Source organism: Ruegeria sp. CI8, from assembly GCF_056536865.1.
Map to the genome: position 1 here is coordinate 1,242,690 of NZ_JBQFQL010000001.1, position 20,791 is coordinate 1,263,480.

Annotated in this window: 17 protein-coding genes; 13 read left to right on the forward strand and 4 right to left on the reverse strand. The window is 61.2% G+C overall.

All coding sequences use genetic code 11. From position 1 onward, the window contains the following. Positions 1-29: 29 nt before the first annotated feature. The 9 genes from ACR0DA_RS06125 (at position 30) to cls (ending at position 10,504) form a co-directional block, all read left to right on the forward strand. Positions 30-1,007, forward strand: coding sequence for an AAA family ATPase (locus ACR0DA_RS06125; protein ID WP_170586770.1), 978 nt, complete (start codon positions 30-32; stop codon positions 1,005-1,007). A gap of 20 nt (positions 1,008-1,027) precedes the next feature. Further along, a complete protein-coding gene (locus ACR0DA_RS06130) occupies positions 1,028-1,975 on the forward strand; it encodes a DUF58 domain-containing protein (RefSeq protein WP_480753290.1) in 948 nt (315 codons plus the stop codon). Then, a complete protein-coding gene (locus ACR0DA_RS06135) occupies positions 1,972-2,445 on the forward strand; it encodes a DUF4381 domain-containing protein (RefSeq protein ID WP_170418759.1) in 474 nt (157 codons plus the stop codon). Before ACR0DA_RS06130 ends, ACR0DA_RS06135 begins: the two co-directional genes overlap by 4 nt. Then, the gene (locus ACR0DA_RS06140) at positions 2,445-3,428 is read left to right on the forward strand and encodes a vWA domain-containing protein (protein WP_480753292.1); all 984 of its coding nucleotides are present in this window, start codon (positions 2,445-2,447) and stop codon (positions 3,426-3,428) included. Before ACR0DA_RS06135 ends, ACR0DA_RS06140 begins: the two co-directional genes overlap by 1 nt. Continuing rightward, positions 3,425-4,927, forward strand: a complete 1,503-nt coding sequence (locus ACR0DA_RS06145) for a VWA domain-containing protein (protein WP_480753293.1) — start codon at positions 3,425-3,427, stop codon at positions 4,925-4,927. Before ACR0DA_RS06140 ends, ACR0DA_RS06145 begins: the two co-directional genes overlap by 4 nt. Further along, positions 4,924-6,150, forward strand: coding sequence for a hypothetical protein (locus ACR0DA_RS06150; RefSeq protein ID WP_480753295.1), 1,227 nt, complete (start codon positions 4,924-4,926; stop codon positions 6,148-6,150). The genes ACR0DA_RS06145 and ACR0DA_RS06150 overlap by 4 nt, the downstream gene beginning before the upstream one ends. A 257-nt stretch (positions 6,151-6,407) precedes the next feature. Next, entirely contained in the window at positions 6,408-8,018 is a 1,611-nt protein-coding gene (locus ACR0DA_RS06155) for an arylsulfatase (RefSeq protein WP_093962145.1), read from the forward strand. Between the two features lie 75 nt (positions 8,019-8,093). Beyond that, the gene (locus tag ACR0DA_RS06160; protein WP_480753296.1) at positions 8,094-9,068 is read left to right on the forward strand and encodes an HAD family hydrolase; all 975 of its coding nucleotides are present in this window, start codon (positions 8,094-8,096) and stop codon (positions 9,066-9,068) included. Positions 9,069-9,091: 23 nt separating this feature from the next. After that, positions 9,092-10,504, forward strand: a complete 1,413-nt coding sequence (gene cls / locus ACR0DA_RS06165; protein ID WP_170359141.1) for a cardiolipin synthase — start codon at positions 9,092-9,094, stop codon at positions 10,502-10,504. On the opposite strand, the gene ACR0DA_RS06170 is transcribed toward cls, so the two are convergent. Then, positions 10,501-10,935, reverse strand: coding sequence for an ion channel (locus tag ACR0DA_RS06170; RefSeq protein WP_170600477.1), 435 nt, complete (start codon positions 10,933-10,935; stop codon positions 10,501-10,503). The two genes, cls and ACR0DA_RS06170, sit on opposite strands and share 4 nt — an antisense overlap. A 171-nt stretch (positions 10,936-11,106) precedes the next feature. Between ACR0DA_RS06170 and ACR0DA_RS06175 the strand changes: the two genes are divergently transcribed. Genes ACR0DA_RS06175 through ACR0DA_RS06185 form a run of 3 tightly spaced genes read left to right on the forward strand, consistent with a single transcriptional unit; the run spans position 11,107 to position 15,189 of the window. Further along, the gene (locus tag ACR0DA_RS06175; RefSeq protein WP_170600474.1) at positions 11,107-11,754 is read left to right on the forward strand and encodes an ABC transporter ATP-binding protein; all 648 of its coding nucleotides are present in this window, start codon (positions 11,107-11,109) and stop codon (positions 11,752-11,754) included. After that, complete coding sequence (locus ACR0DA_RS06180; RefSeq protein ID WP_480753297.1) at positions 11,751-14,165, forward strand: FtsX-like permease family protein; 2,415 nt, start codon at positions 11,751-11,753, stop codon at positions 14,163-14,165. The genes ACR0DA_RS06175 and ACR0DA_RS06180 overlap by 4 nt, the downstream gene beginning before the upstream one ends. After that, positions 14,155-15,189, forward strand: coding sequence for a lipocalin-like domain-containing protein (locus ACR0DA_RS06185; RefSeq protein ID WP_480753299.1), 1,035 nt, complete (start codon positions 14,155-14,157; stop codon positions 15,187-15,189). Before ACR0DA_RS06180 ends, ACR0DA_RS06185 begins: the two co-directional genes overlap by 11 nt. A 5-nt stretch (positions 15,190-15,194) precedes the next feature. Here the strand turns inward: ACR0DA_RS06185 and ACR0DA_RS06190 are convergent, their stop codons facing one another. From ACR0DA_RS06190 to ACR0DA_RS06200, 3 genes are all read right to left on the reverse strand, one after another. Beyond that, positions 15,195-15,626, reverse strand: a complete 432-nt coding sequence (locus tag ACR0DA_RS06190; RefSeq protein ID WP_170338483.1) for a universal stress protein — start codon at positions 15,624-15,626, stop codon at positions 15,195-15,197. Next, positions 15,623-18,232 carry a TRAP transporter permease gene (locus ACR0DA_RS06195; protein WP_170359133.1) on the reverse strand — a complete coding sequence of 870 codons (2,610 nt, stop codon included), beginning with the start codon at positions 18,230-18,232 and terminating at the stop codon, positions 15,623-15,625. The genes ACR0DA_RS06190 and ACR0DA_RS06195 overlap by 4 nt, the downstream gene beginning before the upstream one ends. 111 nt (positions 18,233-18,343) lie before the next feature. Beyond that, positions 18,344-19,312: a TAXI family TRAP transporter solute-binding subunit gene (locus tag ACR0DA_RS06200; protein WP_170338481.1), complete on the reverse strand. Its 969-nt coding sequence runs from the start codon at positions 19,310-19,312 to the stop codon at positions 18,344-18,346. A gap of 375 nt (positions 19,313-19,687) precedes the next feature. On the opposite strand from ACR0DA_RS06200, the gene ACR0DA_RS06205 reads away from it, so the two are divergent. Then, positions 19,688-20,776, forward strand: a complete 1,089-nt coding sequence (locus tag ACR0DA_RS06205) for a hypothetical protein (protein WP_480753300.1) — start codon at positions 19,688-19,690, stop codon at positions 20,774-20,776. Positions 20,777-20,791 lie beyond the last annotated feature (15 nt).

Consider the following 20,791-nt stretch of genomic DNA (forward strand, 5'->3'; position numbering starts at 1 on the left):
GATTGACCGTTTCTGATGATTGGACCGCCATGACACCGCTTGACCAAATCAACGATCTCAAAGCCCGGATGGCCAAATCGATCATTGGACAGACACAGGTCATCGACCGCCTTCTGATCGGGCTGCTGGCCAACGGGAACCTGCTGATCGAAGGTTTGCCGGGCCTGGCCAAAACCCGTGCCGTCAAGGCGATGGCGCGCAATCTTGATGCCGAGTTCAGCCGCATCCAGTTCACGCCCGACCTGCTGCCGTCCGACGTGACCGGGACCGAGGTCTATACCCAGACCGAAGCGGGCGGCACCTTTCGGTTCGAGCCCGGCCCGATCTTCGCCAACATCGTCCTGGCGGACGAGATCAACCGCGCGCCGGCCAAGGTTCAGGCTGCGCTACTTGAGGCGATGGAGGAGCGGCAGGTCACCGTATCCGGCACCACCCATAAGATGGAGCCGCTGTTCATCGTGATGGCCACTCAGAACCCCATCGAGCAGGAAGGGACCTATCCGCTGCCCGAGGCACAGATGGACCGGTTCCTGATGCATGTGCAGATCACTTACCCCCCGGTCGAAGACGAGGTGCTGGTGATCCGTCTGGTCCGCGGCGAGGACACCGCCGCCAATTCCGGGACCACCGCCGAGAAACCCTCACCGATCCCGCAGGATGCCGTTTTTGCAGCCCGGCAGCAGATCGGGCAGATCCATGTCTCGGATGCGATGGATCGGTACATGGCCGATCTGGTTCAGGCCACCCGGACGCCGTCCGCGCTCAGCGATGAGCTCGCCGCGTGGATCGAGATCGGCGCCAGCCCGCGGGCGTCGCTGGCGCTGGACAAATGCGGCCGGGCCCATGCCTGGATGAATGGGCGCGATTATGTCGACCCGGCCGACATCCGTGCCATTGCCCATGACGTGTTCCGCCACCGCATCACGTTGAGTTTCGAAGCGCAGGGGGACGCCAAGACCGCCGATGACGTGATCGACGAGATCCTGAAGCTCGTCGCCCTGCCCTGATCGCAACAAAGGAGAGCCGCGTGTCCCCGACCGCAGCGACATCCCGCGACCCACGCATCCACGTCGATGCCCGCCACCTGCTGAGCCTCGGCGGGCGCAGCGGCGCGCTCAGCCTTCTGCCCCGACAGCCTGCCCGTTCCGTGCTGAACGGCCGCCATGCCTCGCGCCTGCGCGGGCGCGGCCTGAATTTCGAGGAACTGCGCACCTATCTGCCCGGCGACGACATCCGCACGATCGACTGGAAAGTGACGGCCCGAACCGGCGAGCCGCATGTGCGCGTCTATACCGAAGAGCGCGACCGCTCGGCGCTGCTGCTGGTGGATCAGCGGGTCTCGATGTTCTTCGGCACACAAGTCTACATGAAATCGGTGGTGGCGGCCGAGGCTGCGGCCATCGCCGCCCATCGGGTTCTGGCGCAAGGCGACCGCGTCGGCGGGATCGTGTTCGGCGATACCGACCTAGCCGAACATCGGCCACAGCGCCGCCCGGCGGCCTTGCGGAGATTTCTGTCCTCGCTCGGCGCGCTCAATTGCAGCCTGCACGCTGGATTGCGCCCACAGACCACGGTCTCGCTAAACCAGGTGCTGCAACAGGCTGCCCGCATCGCACATACCAATGCCTTGGTCTGCGTGTTCTCGGACTTTGACGGCCTGACCGACGGGTCCGAACGGCTGCTGCGCCGCCTGGCCCATTCCAATGACCTGATCCTGTTCGACATCTCCGACCCGATCTCGCGCCACATGCCGCCCGAGCTTCGCCTGACGGTCTCGGACGGCGACCAGCAGATCGAACTGGACGCGTCAGACCGCCAGATGTCGGACCGCGTGACACAGGCGATGGAGCAACGGCTGGCGCAGCTGCAATCCTGGTCGCGCCGATACGGGTTTCCCGTCGTCCAGCTGACCACCGCCGAGCCCGCTCTGGCCCAGATCCTGAGACTGTTCGGCCACCAACGGGGGCGGTCATGACCCCGGACACCGAAGGCAAATCGCTGGTCGAGCTGCTGGACATGCTGAAACCCGCGCCCGAGCCGGCTCCGATTTCCATGGTACCGCAGACCTGGGGCTGGGTTGTTCTGGCAGTGGCACTGTTGCTCGTGGTTGGTCTGATCCTCGTGGCGATCCTGCGGCACCGGCAGTCAAATGCCTATCGGCGGTATGCACTGAAGGAATTGGACCGGTGTCAGAATGACCCGGCCAAAGCCGCCGAGATCGTTCGCCGCGCGGCGCTTGTCGCCTTTCCCCGGTCTCAGGTGGCCGGTTTGACCGGTGACGACTGGACGAATTTTCTTGGCCAAACCGCTGACCTGTCCGGGTTTTCCGCCTCGGCCCTCGGCAATCTGGCGGCCGCCCCATACCGCAAGGGGGGCACCGACCCGGATGCCGCCGAACTGGCGCGGCAATGGATCAAGTCGCATCGTTCCAAGGGGGCGGTCTGATGTTCAGTTTCGCCGCGCCTTGGGTGTTTCTTCTGCTGCCACTGCCGGCACTGGTCTATTTCCTTGCTCCGCCGCACAGGCAACGGGTCGATGCCATTCGCATCCCGTTCTTTCGCCACGTCGCACATGCAGCCGGGGCCGAGCCGGAATCCGGCTCGGTAACCCTGAGACGGACGCGGATGCAAACCGGTCTGGCGATCCTGATCTGGGTGCTTCTGGTTCTGGCAATGGCCCGGCCCGAACGCTTGGGCGACCCGATCGTCATCGAGAAATCCGCCCGCGACGTGGTGCTGGCCGTGGACATCTCGGGCTCGATGGACCAGCGCGATTTCAAGGCCGCAGACGGCACACCCAAGCAGCGGCTGGAGGCCGTGAAGGACGTTCTGCGCGCCTTCATCGCCGCGCGCGACGGTGACCGGATGGCGTTGATAATCTTCGGCACTCGCGCTTTCGTTCAGGCCCCGTTCACCGAGGATTTGCAAAGCCTCACCGGCTTTCTGGACCAGACCGCCGTCGGCATGGCGGGTCCGAACACGGCGCTGGGCGATGCGATCGGGCTGGGCATCCGCACCTTCGAGTCGAGCGAGGTGGACCAACGCCTGATGATCGTGCTGTCGGACGGTGCCGATACCTCAAGCCGCATGACGCCGGTCAATGCCGCGTCGATTGCGGCGGACAAGGGGGTCGTGATCTACACGATTGGCGTCGGCGACCCGAATGCCACGGGCGAAGACCGGGTCGATCTGGATGCGCTCAAGGACATCGCCAGCAAAACCCAAGGCCAGTATTTCTTTGCCGATGATGAGGCCGCCCTGACAGAGGTTTACCAACAGATCGACGCCCAGAACCCCCGCGTGGTGGAAACCCAAAGCTACCGCCCGAGGGTCAGCCTTGCGCACTATCCGCTGGCGGCAGCGCTGCTCCTCATCTTCGCCAGCACCCTAGGCTTTCGCCTTTCAATGGGTCGGAGGCGCGCGGCATGATTGACGCTCTGGCCCAGTTCCATTTCCTGCGCCCCTATTGGCTGTTGCTGTTGCTGCCTATAGCCGCTGTCTGGTGGCTGACCCGGCCGCGCAGATCGGGCAATTCGGACCTGCCTGTGGGCATTGCACCCCACCTCGCGCAGGCACTGCGTCTGGGGGCCGAAGATCAACGGCGGGTCGGTCCGCTGGACCTCGCCGCGCTCGCCGCTAGCCTTCTGACCCTTGCCGTGGCAGGGCCGACATGGTCACGGGCGCCGAACCCTCTGATCGCGGACACCGCGCCGCTGGTGATCGCGCTCAAGGTCACAGACAGCATGGAGGAGGCAGACCTCGCGCCGTCACGTCTGGACCGTGCCAAGTTGAAGATCACCGATCTGATCAACACCCGCGCAGGTGCGCCCACCGCCCTGATCGCCTATGCCGGAACGGCGCACCGGGTCGCGCCGCTGACCGAAGACGCCAACATCCTGCGCCCCTTGCTCGAAGGCTTGACCCCGGCGGTCATGCCGGTCGCGGGCGATGCCGCCGGTGACGCGCTGACGCTGGCGCAGGACATTCTGGGCGATCAGACAGGCACAGGCGCGGTTCTCTTCGTACTTGACGATATCGATCCGCAACAGGTTTCCGCGTTGGGACAATCTGATACCCCTTTGTTTTTTCTGACAATGCTTCCGAATGGCCGCCAGATTCCGCAACTGGACGGCCTGCGCAGCGCCACGATCGTTCCCTTCTCGGGCGACGACCGTGACATCTCCCGGCTGAACCGCGCGATCACCCGCAGTTTTTCCGCAGCCCTGGGCGAGGATGATCGCGTCGACTGGCAGGACCGCGCCTGGATCCTGGCCTGGCCCGTCGCCTTGATCGCGCTGCTGTGGTTCCGACGCGGCTGGGTCATCCGCTGGGGGTTTGTGACATTGCTGTTTCTGCCACCGACCGGCGCGCGCGCAGACGGTTGGCGGGACTGGTTCCTGACCCCGGACCAGCAGGGCCAGATCGCCATGAACCGCAAGGACTACGCCGCCGCCAGCACGCTGTTTCAAGATCCGTATCACCGAGGCTACGCCCAGTTGAAAGCCGGGCAATATGCCGAAGCCTCCGAGACCTTTGCCCAGCAGTCCACGCCCGAAGCAGCGTTTGCCGAAGGCATGGCCCGCATCCGAAATCGAGAGTATCGTCCGGCCATCGCAGCCTTTGAAACCGCGCTGGAGCGCCGCCCGGACTGGCCGGAGGCCGCGTACAACCTGACCGTCGCCCAGGCCATTCTGGCCGAGGTCGAATCCACCCGCGAGCAATCCGATACCGGCGAGGAAGCAGGCATCGGCGCTGATGATGTGGTGTTCGACAACGAAGCCGGTCTGGGCGCGGACACCACGCAACAGGCCGAGACCGGGGACGCCGCACCCCTGTCGGCCGACCAGTGGATCAGCGCCATCGACACAGACATGCAGGACTTCCTGCGCAGCCGGTTTGTTCTTGAAAATCAGGAGCGTTCCCAATGAGGTACTTCGCGCTCTTGATGCTGCTTCTGTGCCCCACTGAGGTTCTGGCGCAAGCAACAGACATCCAGCCCCGCGTCACGATCGAAGTGCCGCCGGATCCGACAATCGTCGGCCAGCCCGCCATCGTTCGCCTGAAGGTGCTGGTGCCGACCTACATGCCAAATCCGCCGGTCTTTCCATCGCTTGAACAGGAAAACCTTCTGGTACGCCTGCCCGATCGCGCTTCGGGGCCGGTCAGCGAGAGCGTCGAAGGCCAAACATGGTCCGGGGTGCAGCGCAGCTATCGGCTGTATCCGCTGGCCCCCGGCACGTATGATTTCGCCGCGGCCGAGGTGCAGGTGACATTTGCCGATCCCGAAACCAACGATCCCGTTCAGGTCTCGGTTCCCCTGCCCGCCGTTCGCCTGACAGTCGAGGTTCCTGACGCAGCCCGGGGATTGGATCCCCTAATAATCGCTGACGGGTTCGAACTGTCGCAGGAGATTGAGGGCGATACCAGCCTTCAAACCGGAGACGCACTGACCCGCACCCTGACGGCAAAGATCACCGGAACGACCCCGATCATGATCCCGCCTTTGTTGCCCCAGATCGAGGACCCGTTGTTGCGGGCCTATCCCAATGAGCCCCGATTGACGGAAACCGAAGACCGGGGCGTTCTGTCCGGCCAGCGCACCGACCGCGTGACCTATGTGGCCCAGGACGGCGGACAGACCCAATTGCCGCCTGTCGAGATCGATTGGTTCAACCTCAAGACCAACAAGGTCGAAACTGCGCGCGCCGATCCCGTCGACCTCGTTCTTGCGCCGCCGCCTTGGCAGCCTCCGGACCGGGAAACCGTTCTGCAGCTGGTCGGCTATTTCTTCATTGGGGTCGTGATATTATGGTTTGTTTTTCGCAAACTACATCCGGTTCTTTTGGCACGCTGGGCAGCGGCCAGGCAACGCAGGCTGGCCTCGGCAGCGCATGCCTTTTCGGAACTCAAGCAGGCTGTGCGCGAACAAGACTTGGCCCGTATCTATGAAACGTTGGAAGACTGGAAGCGGCGGCTGGCCGACCCGCCAGACACTGCTGAATTCGAGGCTTCTCTGGCCGAAATCGGCGCGTCCAGATATGGCGGCGGCGATCAACAAGCGGAAAACTGGAGCAAGGTCCGAGATTGCCTTGACCGTATCGCCCGCCCCCTAGGCCACTCTAAATCCGCCTTGCCCCAGCTCAATCCCTGACGCGGCTGCCAATTACCTACCTAACGTCAACCCAATCTGAGCCAAATCCCAGGGCGCTATCTTCAAACATAAGTATTTTTAGATTGGTCTTTGTGATAGTTATCAATTGCCTAGAGGGGCTTGTCTTGATTCCCCCTTTTTGCCGAACCGCCTGACCTGCGAAGGGCGTGTTGAATGATTGACGGATCGGGGGACGCATTTCCCCTTTTTGACTTTCCTGCAAGGCCGTTTTTGCCTGACCACATAAGGAGAAAAAGATGTCATCACAGGGAAATTTAACGCATCTATGGCGCAGAGGACTGCGACGATTGGCAGTTGCTACGGTTTCTGTCGCGCTGGCCGCGCCGGCCTGGGCGCAAGATCAGAAACCCAACATTCTGGTCATCTGGGGCGACGACATCGGTCAGTCGAACATCTCGGCCTATACCAAAGGCATGATGGGATACCGTACGCCCAATATCGACCGGGTCGCGAATGAAGGTATGATCTTCACCGACTATTATGGTGAGCAGTCCTGTACCGCAGGGCGGTCGTCTTACATCATGGGTCAGTCAGTGTTCCGCACAGGGCTGTCGAAGGTTGGCCTGCCAGGTGCCGATCTTGGTATGCAGGTCGAAGATCCGACCATTGCTGGGTTGTTGAAGGACCACGGCTATGCCACCGGTCAATTCGGCAAGAACCACCTGGGAGACAAAGATGAACATCTTCCGACAAACCACGGATTTGACGAGTTTTTCGGAAATCTCTATCACCTGAACGCGGAAGAGGAGCCCGAGAACGAAGACTATCCGGGTGACACCGTTCTGCCCGATGGCCGGACTTTCCGCGAAGCCTTCGGTCCCCGTGGCGTCATCAAGTCCAAGGCCGACGGAACCATCGAAGATACCGGACCGCTGACCAAGAAGCGGATGGAGACCGTGGATGAAGAAACGGTGGCTGCGGCGATCGACTTCATCAAGCGGGCCCACGAGCAAGGCCAGCCCTTCTATGTCTGGTGGAACGGAACGCGCATGCACTTCCGCACTCATGTCAAAGACGAGATGCGCCAGCAGGCCAATGACATGACCGGACGTGTGATGGACGAATACTCGGCCGGCATGATCGAACATGACATGCATGTGGGCCAGCTGCTCGATCTGCTGGACGAGCTGGGCATCGCCGACAACACGATCGTCCATTACTCGACAGACAACGGACCGCACTACAATACGTGGCCCGATGCTGCGTCCACGCCGTTCTGGGGCGAAAAGAACACCAACTGGGAAGGCGGCTGGCGCGTGCCCTCGATGGTGCGTTGGCCCGGCAAGATCGAACCCGGATCGGTCACCAACGAGATCGTGCATCACATGGACTGGCTCCCGACCTATCTGGCGGCGGCCGGAGACCCCGAGATCAAGGACAAGCTGAAGGCAGGCTATTCGTCCTCGGGGATGGGTCGCGACTACAAGGTGCATCTGGACGGCTACAACATCCTGCCACTCTTGACGGGTGAAACCACAGAAAGCCCGCGCAAGGAGATCTTCTATTTTTCGGATGACGGCGACATGACGGCGCTGCGCTTCGGAGACTGGAAGCTGATCTTCCTGGAGCAGAAGGCTTGGGCCACCCTGCGCGCCTGGATGGAGCCATGGACCGAACTGCGCGTTCCGATCATCGTGAACCTGCGCCGCGATCCCTATGAACGCGGATATCGCACGTCCAACACCTACTATGACTGGATGATCGACCGCGTGTATTTCCTGGTGCCCGCGCAGCAATACGTGGCGAATTTCCTCGCAACCTTCCAGGAGTTCCCGCCGCGCCAGAAGGCGGCGAGCTTCAGCCTGGATCAGGTGATGGAAAAGATGCTGACGCCGACCAACAACTGATAAAGGTCGGTTCTACTCTCGAGGGTCGCCGGCTTGATCGGCGACCCTCATTTCTTTGATGCGAAAGGATATTTCATGTTCCGCCTGATCTTCTTAGCCGCCGTTTTCGCGTTGCCTGCGGGCCTTGCGGCGGACCCTCTGCCCAGTTGGACCGACAGTCCGGCCAAGGAACGGATCATCGCCTTTGTCGATACGGTGACGACGCCGAACTCGGACGACTATGTCACCCCCGCAGACAGGGTGGCGGTGTTTGACAATGACGGAACGCTCTGGGCCGAGCAGCCGGTCTATTTCCAGTTCATCTACGCCATGGATGAGTTGGCCGAGATGGCGCAGGACGATCCCTCGGTCCTGACCACGCCGACCTTGGAGGCCGCGGCCAAGGGCGACGCCGAAACCGTGCTGAAGGGCGGTGAAGATGCCTTGATCGAAGTCGTCAGCGCCACGCATTCGGGGCTCAGCGTCGATGCGTTCCAGGCTTCCGTCGCCGAATGGCTTCAGACGGAACGCCATCCCGATACGGGGCTGGCCTATGACCAGATGACGTATCAGCCCATGGTCGAACTGCTCCGATATCTGCGTGACGAGGGGTTCACGACCTACATAGTTTCGGGCGGAGGCCTGCATTTCATGCGCGTGTTCGCCGAGGACGCCTATGGAATACCGCCCAACCAGATTTTGGGAACCTATGCGGACAGCACCTACGATATTGTTGACGGCACGCCCACGATCATGAAGGCGCCCGCGCTGGCGTTCATCGACGATAAGGACGGCAAACCGATCAATATCGAGCGTACGATCGGGAAACGACCGATCCTGGCGGTCGGGAACTCGGACGGTGATTTTGCCATGCTGGAATGGACTACCGCTGGCGACGGGCCGCGGATGGGCGTTCTGATCCACCACACAGATGCCGAACGGGAATGGGCCTATGATCGCGACAGCCACATCGGGCGGCTTGTCGACGGGCTGGACAAAGGCCCAGAAATGGGCTGGGTTATCGTGGATATGGCCAAAGACTGGTCCCGGGTTTTCACCGGCTCGAACTAAAGCGCGGAAAGGTCGGCACACACATGTGGACATTCATCGCCTCGCTGTCCGTCTTTGCCATCTACTGCGTCGCGGTTTTTTTTGCAGTACGGGCCGCTCAGACGGCGCGCACCCCGCAGGGCGCCGTGGGATGGGTGGTGTTTCTGCTTTCCGCACCGTTTCTGGCGGTGCCGTTATACCTGTTCCTGGGACATCACCGGTTCAAAGGGTATCGGATCGCCCGCAAGGAAAGCGAGCGCGTGGTCGAAGGGATCCGCAGCTTTGCCGATCACTCAAAACCCGATCCCGCGACGCTGACCGTCAATCCGCGCCCGTTTGAGGCGCTGGCTCACCTGCCCCTGTCCCGCGGCAACGGGGCCGAACTATTGATCGACGGAGAGGCGACGTTCCAATCCATCTTCCGCGCGATCGATGCGGCCAAGAACTATGTCCTCATTCAGTTCTACATCGTGCGCGATGACGCGCTGGGGCTGGAGCTGCAAGACAGGCTGATCGATGCGGCCAAACGCGGGGTCAGCGTCCGGTTCATGACTGACGCGGTGGGCAGCTATGGCCTGCCGTCCTCATACCTGGAGGAGCTGCGCTCGGCCGGTGTGGATGTCGCTGATCCACGGGACCAGCGCGGGCCGAAGTTCCGGTTTCAGCTGAATTACCGCAACCACCGCAAGACCGTGATCATCGACGGCGAAACCGGGTTCATCGGCGGGCACAATGTGGGCGTCGAATACCTGGGGCAGGATCCGTATTTTGGCCGCTGGCGGGACACCCACATCAAGATGACCGGCCATATCGTTCGTCAGTTGCAGCTGATTTTCACCGAGGACTGGCACTGGGCCCGCGGAGAAGACCTGATTGACGTGCTGGACTGGGCCGGATCGGAATCCGATCAGGACATGAACGCGCTGCTGGTCGCCACCGGACCGGGCGACGCGACTGAAACGGGGTCGTTGATGTTCTTTTCCACGATCGCTGCGGCACAGGAGCGGCTGTGGATCGCATCACCCTATTTCGTGCCGGATATCGACGTGATGACGGCACTGGAACATGCCGCGCTGCGCGGCGTCGATGTCCGCATTCTGGTGCCGGACATGATTGACCACCGCCTGCCCTGGTTGGCCGCCTTTGCCTATTTCGATGAAATCCGGGATTCCGGCGTGCGTGTATTCCGCTACACCGACGGGTTCATGCACCAAAAGGTAATTCTGGTGGACGACACGTTGGCCGCAGTTGGCACCACCAACCTGGACAACCGCTCGTTCCGTCTGAATTTCGAAGCGATGGCGCTGTTCTTCGACAGCCGGGCAGCCGCTGCCGCCGAGGACATGCTGAAGACCGATTTCGAAGCCAGCTACGAAATGTCCAGAAGCCTCGCCCAGCAACCGCCGCATATCCGCTATGGCGCGCCTTTGGCGCGGCTGTTCTCGCCGATCCTCTAGGTCAGGAACCGTTCCTGGAATACGCGCGTCATCAGCGCGACCATGAATGCCGTGGAAAGACCGAAGGCCAACAATCCGGTGACCGAGGCGAAGGCCCCGAAAATCCGCAAGCCCTCGCCCAATACAATGTCGCCATAGCCCAGCGTCGTGAAGGTCACGAGCGAGAAATACAAGGCCGAGTTCCAGTCCGGCAGGACATCTCCCATCACCCAGACGATCGCCCAGATCCACACCTGAATCGTATGCGTCGCCACGATGACGGCCAGCGCCAAGGCGATCGGGCCTGCCGTGGGCAGAAAGGTTCCCTGCCCTTCCCATCTGTCGATCACCTTGCGCACCATGATGGTGCACCATGTGAGCAGCCCGATCTCGATCAGGAAACACAGCCCCAGATAGAAGCTGCCCCAAAAGATCTGCTGCGACAATGTCATGGTAATACCCTGCATCGGCCCGGAAACTGAAACTGCACAATGGCGGCTCTGCCCTCAAGGCACAAGGCCGGACAGCGGGCAGTCGTGCGACGAAAAGAACCGAAACTTTTTGAAGGCTGGACAGCGGATCGGCGCGCCGCACATTGTAGAGCGCACTAGGTGAGACTGATCATGTTGTTGGAAATACAGAATATCCACAAAACCTACCCGCGCGGGCGGCCTGTCCTGAACGACGTATCGTTGTCGCTGGAACGCGGTCAGACGCTTGCCATCACCGGCGAAAGTGGCAGCGGCAAAAGCACGTTGCTGAACCTTGCCGGCGCGCTGGACAGTTTTGACAGCGGTGAGATCGTTCTGGATGGCACGGCGTTGTCGCGACTGGACGATCGCGGCCGCGCATTGCTAAGGCGCGAAGACGTGTCCCTGGTGTTCCAGCAATTCAATCTGATCCCGTCGCTGACGGTTGCGCAGAACCTGTCATTTCATGCCCGGCTGGCAAATCGCGTTGACCCCGAGTGGCTCGCGCATCTGACCGCGACGCTCGGTCTCGCCGATTTGACCCAACGCTATCCCGAACATCTGTCGGGCGGCCAGCAACAGCGGGTCGCGATTGGCCGGGCCCTTGCCGTCCGGCCCAAGCTGCTGCTGGCGGACGAGCCGACGGGAAACCTGGACGAGACTGCAAGCGCGGCGGTTCTGGAGCTGATGCTGTCCTTGGTTGCAGATACCGGGGCAGCCCTGCTGTTGGTCACGCATTCGCCCGTGATCGCAGCCCGGCTTGATCAAACGGCACACCTGGCAAACGGGCGGATCGCATGACGCGCACCGTGATCCAGGCCCTCTGGTCGCATTGGCGTTGGCACCGTATCCAACTGGCCACGCTGCTGATCGGAATCGCGCTTGCGACAGGCCTTTGGTCGGCGGTCCAGGCTATCAACGCCGAAGCCCGTGCCAGCTATGCGCGTGCCAACCAACAATTGGCGTTTGGGCAGATGGAGATGCTGCGGCATCCATCCGGCCACATTTCTTTGGAAACATACGTAAATCTGCGTCGCGCCGGATGGCAGGTCGCGGCCGTTCTGGAAGGTCGGTACAGGGTTGGGGACCGATCGGTTCTTTTGACCGGAGTAGACCTTGTCTCCTACCCGCCGCTTCCGGCGGTAACGCGACTGGAACAGGAAGAGGCCCCACCCGACCCGGCGACCATGCTGACCGCGCCCGGCCGACTGCTGGCGCCACCAGACTTGGTGCCTATGCTGGAGGATCGGCCCGATCTTCCACCGGCAATCGCCAGCACTGCGCTTCCCCCCAATGTTGTTCTGACCGATATCGGCGTGGCTGAGACGTTGCTGAACAAACCGGGTGAGATTTCGCGACTTGCCATCCTGCCCGATCAGCCTCGCGGAGTTGCGCCCCTGTCCCAGATTGCGCCAGAGCTGAACCGCCAGCCACCCGGAAACAACGTCGACACTGCCCGCCTGACCGACAGCTTTCACCTGAACCTTTCTGCGTTCGGCCTGTTGTCCTTCGCCGTCGGGCTGTTCATCGTACATGGGACGGTTGGGCTGGCCTTTGCGCAGCGCCGCGGAATGGTCCGCAGTCTGCGTGCGATGGGTGTCCCGATGGGGACGCTTTCCCGCATCATTCTGGCCGAACTTTTAGGTCTGGCTTTGATCGGTGGATCCATGGGCCTGCTGCTGGGTTTTTTCCTGGCCGGAGCGTTGTTACCCGATGTCGCCGCAACCCTGCGCGGGCTCTATGGCGCTCCGGTGGATGGTCAGTTGCAACTGAGGGGCGGTTGGGTGCTGGCCGGGCTGGGTATGTCCATCGCAGGAACCCTAGCCGCCAGCGGATACGCCCTGTGGCGTCTGAGCCGAATGCCGATACTGACCGGCCCTGGCCTGCAGGCATGGCGTGGACGCAGCACACGAGCCGTCGTGACCGGACTGGCGGGTGCGGGGCTCGCTCTTGGCGGAGTCGTGATCTTTCTTCTCTTTGACGGGTTGGTCGCTGGTTTCGCTCTGATGGCAGGCATTCTGACGGGCAGCGCCCTTTTGCTGCCTCTGGTGCTGTCCTGCATATTGCACCTGTGCGCGGGGCGCGTCCGTGACCCGGTCCGGCAGTGGGTGCTGGCCGACATGCAGGCCCAGCTGCCGGGCCTGTCGCTTGCACTGATGGCTCTGCTGCTGGCCCTGGCGGCCAATATCGGTGTCGGAACCATGGTGTCGAGCTTCCGGCTTACCTTCGTCGGCTGGCTGGACCAGCGCCTGATGGCCGAGCTGTACATCACGGCAAAGGACTCGGATCAAGGTCACGAGATCGAGACATGGTTGACCCCGCGCGTGGACGCTGTCCTGCCGATACGGAATGTGGAGCTGGATCACCCCACAGGCCTGCTGTTTCTGTACGGAGTGGTCGATCACGCGACCTACCGGGACAACTGGCCCCTTGTCGCCGCGGCCCCGGACGTATGGACCAAGGTTCTGTCCGACGGCGCCATCCTGATCAATGAACAGCTGGCCCGCCGTGCTGATCTGTGGCCCGGGGATTCAATTGCGCTCACCGCCGATCATACTTTGGCAATCGCTGGCGTCTATTCCGACTACGGCAATCCGACCGGGCAAGCGATCGTCTCAATGGACCTGTTCGGCAGGATCGCGCCAAATGCCGAAAACCGACGGTTTGGTATTCGTATCGCTCCGGAGCGCGTAGATGAGCTGGCGGCGGATCTGCAGAACAGGTTTGATCTGGATCCCGGCGCGATCATCCGGCAGGCCGCGCTGAAGGCGCAGTCCATGGCGATCTTCGAAAAGACATTTGTCGTGACATCCGCTCTGAACATCCTGACGCTTGGCGTGGCCGGCTTTGCCATTCTGACCAGCTTGCTGACCCTCTGGACCCAGCGGCTGCCTCAGATCGCTCCGGTCTGGGCAATGGGGCTGACACTGTCGCATTTGTCCAAACTGGAACTGGCGCGGAGCATGGTTCTGGCTTTCCTTACCGCCTGCCTCGCCTTGCCGCTGGGTCTGGCACTGGCTTGGATTCTGCTGGCCGTCATCAATGTCGAGGCGTTTGGATGGCGGCTACCCATGCACCTTTTCCCGTCGTCATGGGTGCAGCTCCTTCTGTGGACACTTGTGGCCGCCGCCCTTGCCGCGGCGCTGCCTGCCTGGCGGCTTAGGCGGGTGCCGCCGGCCGATTTGCTGAGGGTCTTTGCCAATGAACGCTAAACTACTCGTGTGTGCGCTGTTCTGGCCCCTTGCGGCAATGGCGCAGGGGTTTGCCGGTTTGGGTGGTTCCGCCGACGGGTTTGACGTACCACAGCCGGAGTACCAGTTCGATTTTCCCGCCGACCACGGCCCGCATCCATCCTATCGGATCGAATGGTGGTACCTGACGGCCAACCTGACCGGAGAAGACGGTCGGGACTACGGCATACAGTGGACCCTGTTTCGCTCTGCCTTGAAGCCATTTGAAACCGCTGGCTGGCAAAGCCCACAGATATGGATGGGCCATGCCGCGCTGACAACTCCGGAACGCCACTTCTTTGCCGAGCGCCTGTCTCGTGGAGGAATTGGGCAGGCCGGTGTCACGGCTGACCCGTTCGAAGCATGGATCGACGAATGGCGCATGGCAGGACCAACGCTCCAGACCCTGACCCTGACTGCAAATGGAGCCAATTTCGGGTACGACCTGAACCTGTCTGCTTCGGGGCCGCTGGTTTTTCATGGTGAGAATGGCTTTTCCGTGAAATCCGCTGATGGGCAGGCCAGCTACTATTATTCGCAGCCGGGCTACGCCGTCCAAGGCACGCTGCATCTGCCCGACGGCGAGGTAGCGGTCACCGGGAACGGATGGCTGGACCGAGAGTGGTCTTCGCAGCCTTTGGCCGCCGATCAGTCAGGATGGGACTGGTTCTCACTCAGTTTCGAGGACGGCGACAAGTTGATGGCGTTTCGCCTGCGCGGCGGACGTGGGGACAATACTGCGGCCACCTGGATCAACGCGGACGGTTCCAGCCGCAGCCTGCCGAACGGGTCAGTGACCTTCACACCACTGGAAACCAGCCGGGTGGCGGACCGCGATGTTCCGACGGATTGGCGTGTGTCCATCCCGGGCGAGGATCTGGACATTCGCGTTCAGGCTCAGAACACCCAAGCCTGGATGGGAACGCGCTTTCAATACTGGGAGGGTCCGGTCACCGTGTCAGGCAGCCACAAGGGGCGCGGCTACCTTGAGATGACCGGGTACTAGCGAGTTTAGCGGACCACGTAGACCGAAACGTTCGAGTGGCGCACCACTCGCGCCGCGTTCGGCCCCAGCAGGTAATCCTTGAAATCGGGTTTGTGTGCGCCAATCACAATCAGGTCGCTGCCCGCACTTTCGGCGGTCTTCAGGATCTCCTGATAGGCCGTGCCGGTTGCAACGACATGGCGGATCGTGGCGTTGCGCTCCGACCCGACCGCATCGACACACAGCTCAACCAGCTTGTCATGCGCTTCGTGCTGCGCCTTGTCGTGGAAGTCGGGCCGGAAAAAGCCGGACACCCAGCTTTCACCGAAATCCGGCAGAACGGTCACCACGTCCAGCTGCGCCCCGTCGAGATCGGCCAGTTTCGCGGCAATTTTCAGGACAGGAGCATCGATATTGCCGTTGCTGATATCAACGGCGCACAGGACGGACTTTGTCATGCGGGCACCTCTTGTCTGGCGGCACGGCCGCGTTGCAGGAAGGCGATCAACCCCAGCAGCAGCATGGCCGGGATATAGATCAACTGTTTTGGCGGCTGGCTGACCGGAAGATCGGCGGATGCGATACGCACCGGCTCGTCCGCGTAATAGTCGAAATTGGCCAGGTCATCGGCGATGGGCGAGCCGAACATAGGTTCGTCCATCTTCACCAGGCCATCTTCCTCGATCAGCAAAAAGCCCATGGCGTCAACACGCGCCGCACCATCAGGTTCGGACCCCACGGTGACGACGACCGTGGTCTCGGTCATGTTGCCGGTGTCGAAATCCGGACCACTGACCACCACCCGCACGTCGGTGCCGGGTTCAGCCTCACCAATGGCCTGAACGAATCCGGCCGGCTCGACCTCGAGGTGCGAGGGCGAGATTCGATCCATGAAATAGTCCGGCCGGAATAGCGCGAAGGCGATCGCAATCAGCGCAACGCTTTCGTAGATGCGGCTGTGGGTCAGGAAGTAGCCCATCGTTCCGGCCGTGAACACGAGGATCGCAATCGTGGCGAATATGGCCACTATGATCCCCTCAACCCAGGTGACATCGATCAGCAGCAGGTCGGTGTTGAAGATGAACACGAAAGGCAGCGCCACGGTACGCAGGCTGTAGAAGAACGCAGTGAAGCCGGTCTTGATCGCGTCACCGCCCGATACGGCGGCCGCAGCAAAGCTGGCCAGACCCACAGGAGGCGTCACGTCAGCCATGATGCCGAAGTAGAACACGAACAGGTGCACCGCGATCAGCGGCACGATCAGGCCGCTTTGCGCGCCCAGTTCGACCACAACGCCCGCCATCAGCGAGCTGACGACGATATAGTTTGCCGTGGTCGGCAGACCCATGCCCAGGATCAGGCTGAGCAGCCCGACCATCACCAGCATCAGGATCAGATTGCCGCCGGACAGGAACTCGACCAGATCGGCCATCACCTGCCCCACACCGGTCAGGGTCACGGTACCGACGATCACGCCGGCCGTGGCCGTGGCCAGCGCAATGCCGATCATGTTGCGCGCGCCGTCGATCAGGCCCTGCCACAGATCGGCAACCCCATCGACAAAGGAGTTTGCCAGATCGCTTTGACCCCGGAAAATCGCCTTGAGCGGTTTCTGCGTCAGCAGGATCACGAACAGCAGCGCGGTTGCCCAGAAGGCCGACAGACCCGGCGACTTCTGTTCGATCATCAGGAAGTAGACCAGAACGATGATCGGCAGCAGGTAATGCAGGCCGGCCTTGTAGATCTCGGAGATCACCGGCAGCTTCACTTCGGTCGCGTTCGGGTCATCGGGCTCAAGGTCGGGAACCTGAGCCGCCAGGTAAAGCAGTGCAACATAGACGGCGCACACCGCCAGGCTCAGTATCAGACCAGCGCTGGACGGCGCCCAGCTTGTGACGGCGTCCACCGGGAACTGCGAACCATAGCAGAGCCCCGCGAACACCAGGAAGAACATCAGCATCCCCACGACCGTACGCGCCAGATGCACGTCGCGGTCGCCCAGAGTGGGCATGTTCCGCTTCACGGCCTCGAGATGCACAATGTAGACCAGCGCGATGTAGGAAATCGCCGCCGGCAGGAAGGCGTGGGTGATGACCTCGACATACGAGATGCCCACGTACTCCACCATCAGGAAGGCGGCGGCGCCCATCACGGGCGGCATGATCTGGCCGTTGACCGAGCTGGCGACCTCGACCGAGCCCGCCTGCTCGCTGGTAAAGCCTACGCGCTTCATCAGCGGGATGGTGAAGGTGCCGGTCGTCACGACGTTGGCGATGGACGAGCCCGAAATCAGGCCTGTTGCGGCCGAACCGACAACGGCGGCCTTGGCCGGACCGCCGCGCAGGTGACCCAGCGCGCCGAAGGCCATCTTGATGAAGTAATTCCCTGCCCCGGCCTTATCCAGCAAAGCGCCGAACAGAACGAAGAGGAACACGAATTTCGTCGAAACACCCAAGGCGATACCGAACACGCCCTCGGACGTGATCCACATGTGGCTCATCGCCTTTTTCAGGCTGGCGCCTTTCCAGCGGATCACCTCGGGCACCCATTCGGACGAGCCGAAAAACACATAGGCCAGGAAGATCGTCGCAATGATCGCCATGGCGGGGCCAAGCGCGCGCCGGGCGGCTTCGAACAACAGGATCAAGCCACCGAGGGCGATCCATTTGTCGACATCATCCGCCAGACCGCCCGCATTGACGATCTTGTCGTAGAAGAAATAACCGTAAAGGGCGACACCGGCCCCCAGAACACCCATGATCCAATCCTGGATCGGAATGTAGTTTCGCGGACTGGATTTAAGCGCTGGATAAGCCGCGAAGGCCAGGAACATCGCGAAGGCCAAATGAAACTGACGCGCGTTGTTCACAACGCTGCCGGGCAGCACGTAGTTGGCAATCGGTGACGCCAGAACGACTTGAAAGATCGACCAGATCGCGGCCACGATCGCCAGGAACAAGCCGACATTGCCAGCCGGGTCCCGCGCCCCCGCATCCGAGGATGCGACCAGTTCCTGTAGTTCTTCTTCGGATAACGGGCGATTGCCCTGTTGATCAGCGCTCATCAAATGTCTCCCCGTCCAACGGCCGGTTTCCGGCGCAGTTTTGGTATTACCGGCCTCTCACCGGTGAAAACGAGGCGCGAACAGCGCCTCGTTTCTGGACTTGAAGGTGGATTACTGGATCCAGCCTTTTTCTTTGTAGTACTTCTCGGCGCCCGGATGCAGCGGAGCCGACAGACCGTCCTTGATCATTTCCTCAGGCTTGAGGTTGGCGAAGGCCGGGTGCAGCTTTTTGAAGTCGTCGAAGTTCTCGAAGACCGAGCTGACAACCGCGTACACCGCATCGTCAGACACGTTTGCCGAAGTCACGAAGGTCGCGCCCACACCGAAGGTCTGGGTGTCAGCGTCCGAACCGCGATACATGCCGCCGGGGATGGTGGCCGTACGGTAGAACGAGTTGTCGGCAACCAGCTTGTCAACGGCTTCGCCGCTGACGTTCACCAGAACCGAGTCGCACGCAGTGGTGGCTTCCTGGATCGAACCAGACGGGTGGCCGACGGTGTAGACCATCGCATCGATCTGGTTGTCACACAGCGCGGCCGACTGTTCCGCGGCCTTCAGCTCGGTTGCCAGTTCGAAGTCATCCGTGGTCCAGCCCAGGGCTTCCATCAGAACTTCCATGGTGCCGCGCTGACCCGAACCGGGGTTGCCGATGTTGACGCGCTTGCCCTTCAGGTCTTCGAAGTTCTTGATGCCGGAATCGGCACGGGCCACTACGGTAAACGGCTCGGGGTGAACAGAGAAGACGGCGCGCAGCTCTTCGAACGGGCCGTTTTCCTCGAATTTCGACGTGCCGTTGTAAGCATGGTACTGCCAGTCGGACTGGGCCACACCGAATTCCAGCTCGCCTTCGCGAATGGTGTTGATGTTGTAGACCGATCCACCCGTCGATTCGACCGAGCAACGCACGCCATGTTCTTTGCGGCCCTTGTTCACCAGGCGGCAGATCGCGCCACCGGTGGGATAGTACACGCCGGTCACACCGCCGGTGCCGATGGTGATGAATTCTTCGGCATAAGCCGCCGGAGCCATGAGGGCAGCGGTCACGACCGCGCCGAGGCTGAGCTTGCTTTTCTTGATCATTTAGGAACTCCCAAGATTCTTATTGTGGACGGAAGACAGGCCAAAGGCCCCTTGTCCGGGGGACGAGCCATTATGACAATCCGCATGAGCAGGCAACGGATGAGCTCAAATTTTCCCGAATTCTCCCAACAGTCACGATGGTTTGTTGCGCGTACCGCTGTTGTCAAGCGTTAAGCGCCCGACCCCGGCGCCGGGACGCACATATGACGTAGAACCCGAAAATTTCCCCGGCTTGACCCCGCAACTATGGGTGTCGCACCGTGTTGACCGGTCCGCGGCGCGTCAAGTATGATCTATCAGGTCGCTGAGTTCGAAGATTTCTTGTTTTCTGACAATCGGTTATTTGTTTTTTTCCTGTTCGTGTGAGTTCACAGCGTGATTGGTTATTCTTCATTGCAAAGCAAATCGTCATCAATCAGCGAGTTCCGCTGGCATTTGTTTCTGGCGCTGGTCTTTACGGTCGCCGCCGGAGAGATGTTTTTCGACACATATCGCGTCGTTTACTTCGGCGCGGTCTCTTTCGACGACTATTCCCACTACCTGCTGTATCTTCTGGATGAAGAGCGTGGCCGCGTTCCCCCTTCGCCGCATGTTTACCGCATAGGCTCGGTCATACTTGCGCTGCCGTTCTACAATCTGCCGTTCGTGTCACTGTCTACCGGGTCAGGAGAAGTCTTTCTTCCTGACAGCGTTTCCGACGCCAAGGCTCTGGCCGCGATGTGTGCCGCCAACGTCTTCTACCTGGTCCTGACGGCGCTTCTGGTTTACGCCTATTTGCTGCGGCGTGTTGGAACCACTGCGCAATGGGCATTCATCGGCGCCGCGTCAGTTCTGTTTCTGGGGCAGTTTCTGGCGCTGGAAGGCAATGACGGCATATCGGTCTTTCCATTGACGGTGGCCCTTTTGTTGGCTGCCGAGAAGAAATGGAAGTGGTTAGTTCTTACCGTGTTTCTTGGCGCGTTCATCAATGAAAAGATCATCATCGTGACGCTGCTGATCTTTGGTCTGCGCGCATTGGCAATGATGTCCTTGCGCAGCGACGAGGCCAAAGTCACAGCCGCCCTGTTCTGCCTGTTCGTTGGATTTCTGGTTGTCATTACCGCATTTCCGTTTCCGGGCGTGAACGACAATCAGAGACAGGTTGGGCGATTCATCACCAGCGCGCTGTCCACGCTGAGAGGCAGCACAAGTGTCAAAGGGCTGTATCTGAACGTCTGGCCGGTGTTGGTTCTGACCGCCTGCTGGTGGATTGCCGTGACCGGTCAAGCTGCAAATCAGGTCCTGCGCCGGACGGACGTTTTGGCGCTGCTGGCGTTTTTCTCGCTCATCGCCATGTTGAACGTACAGTTCAATATCGGTCGGCTGGTCACGTATTTCATGCCGTTTTTTGTCGTGGGCTGCATTCAGGCCCTCGCAGCCAGCGACAGCCGGCGCGCGACTACGCCCAGAGACGGCAACGGGTGACCGGATCACCCGGCA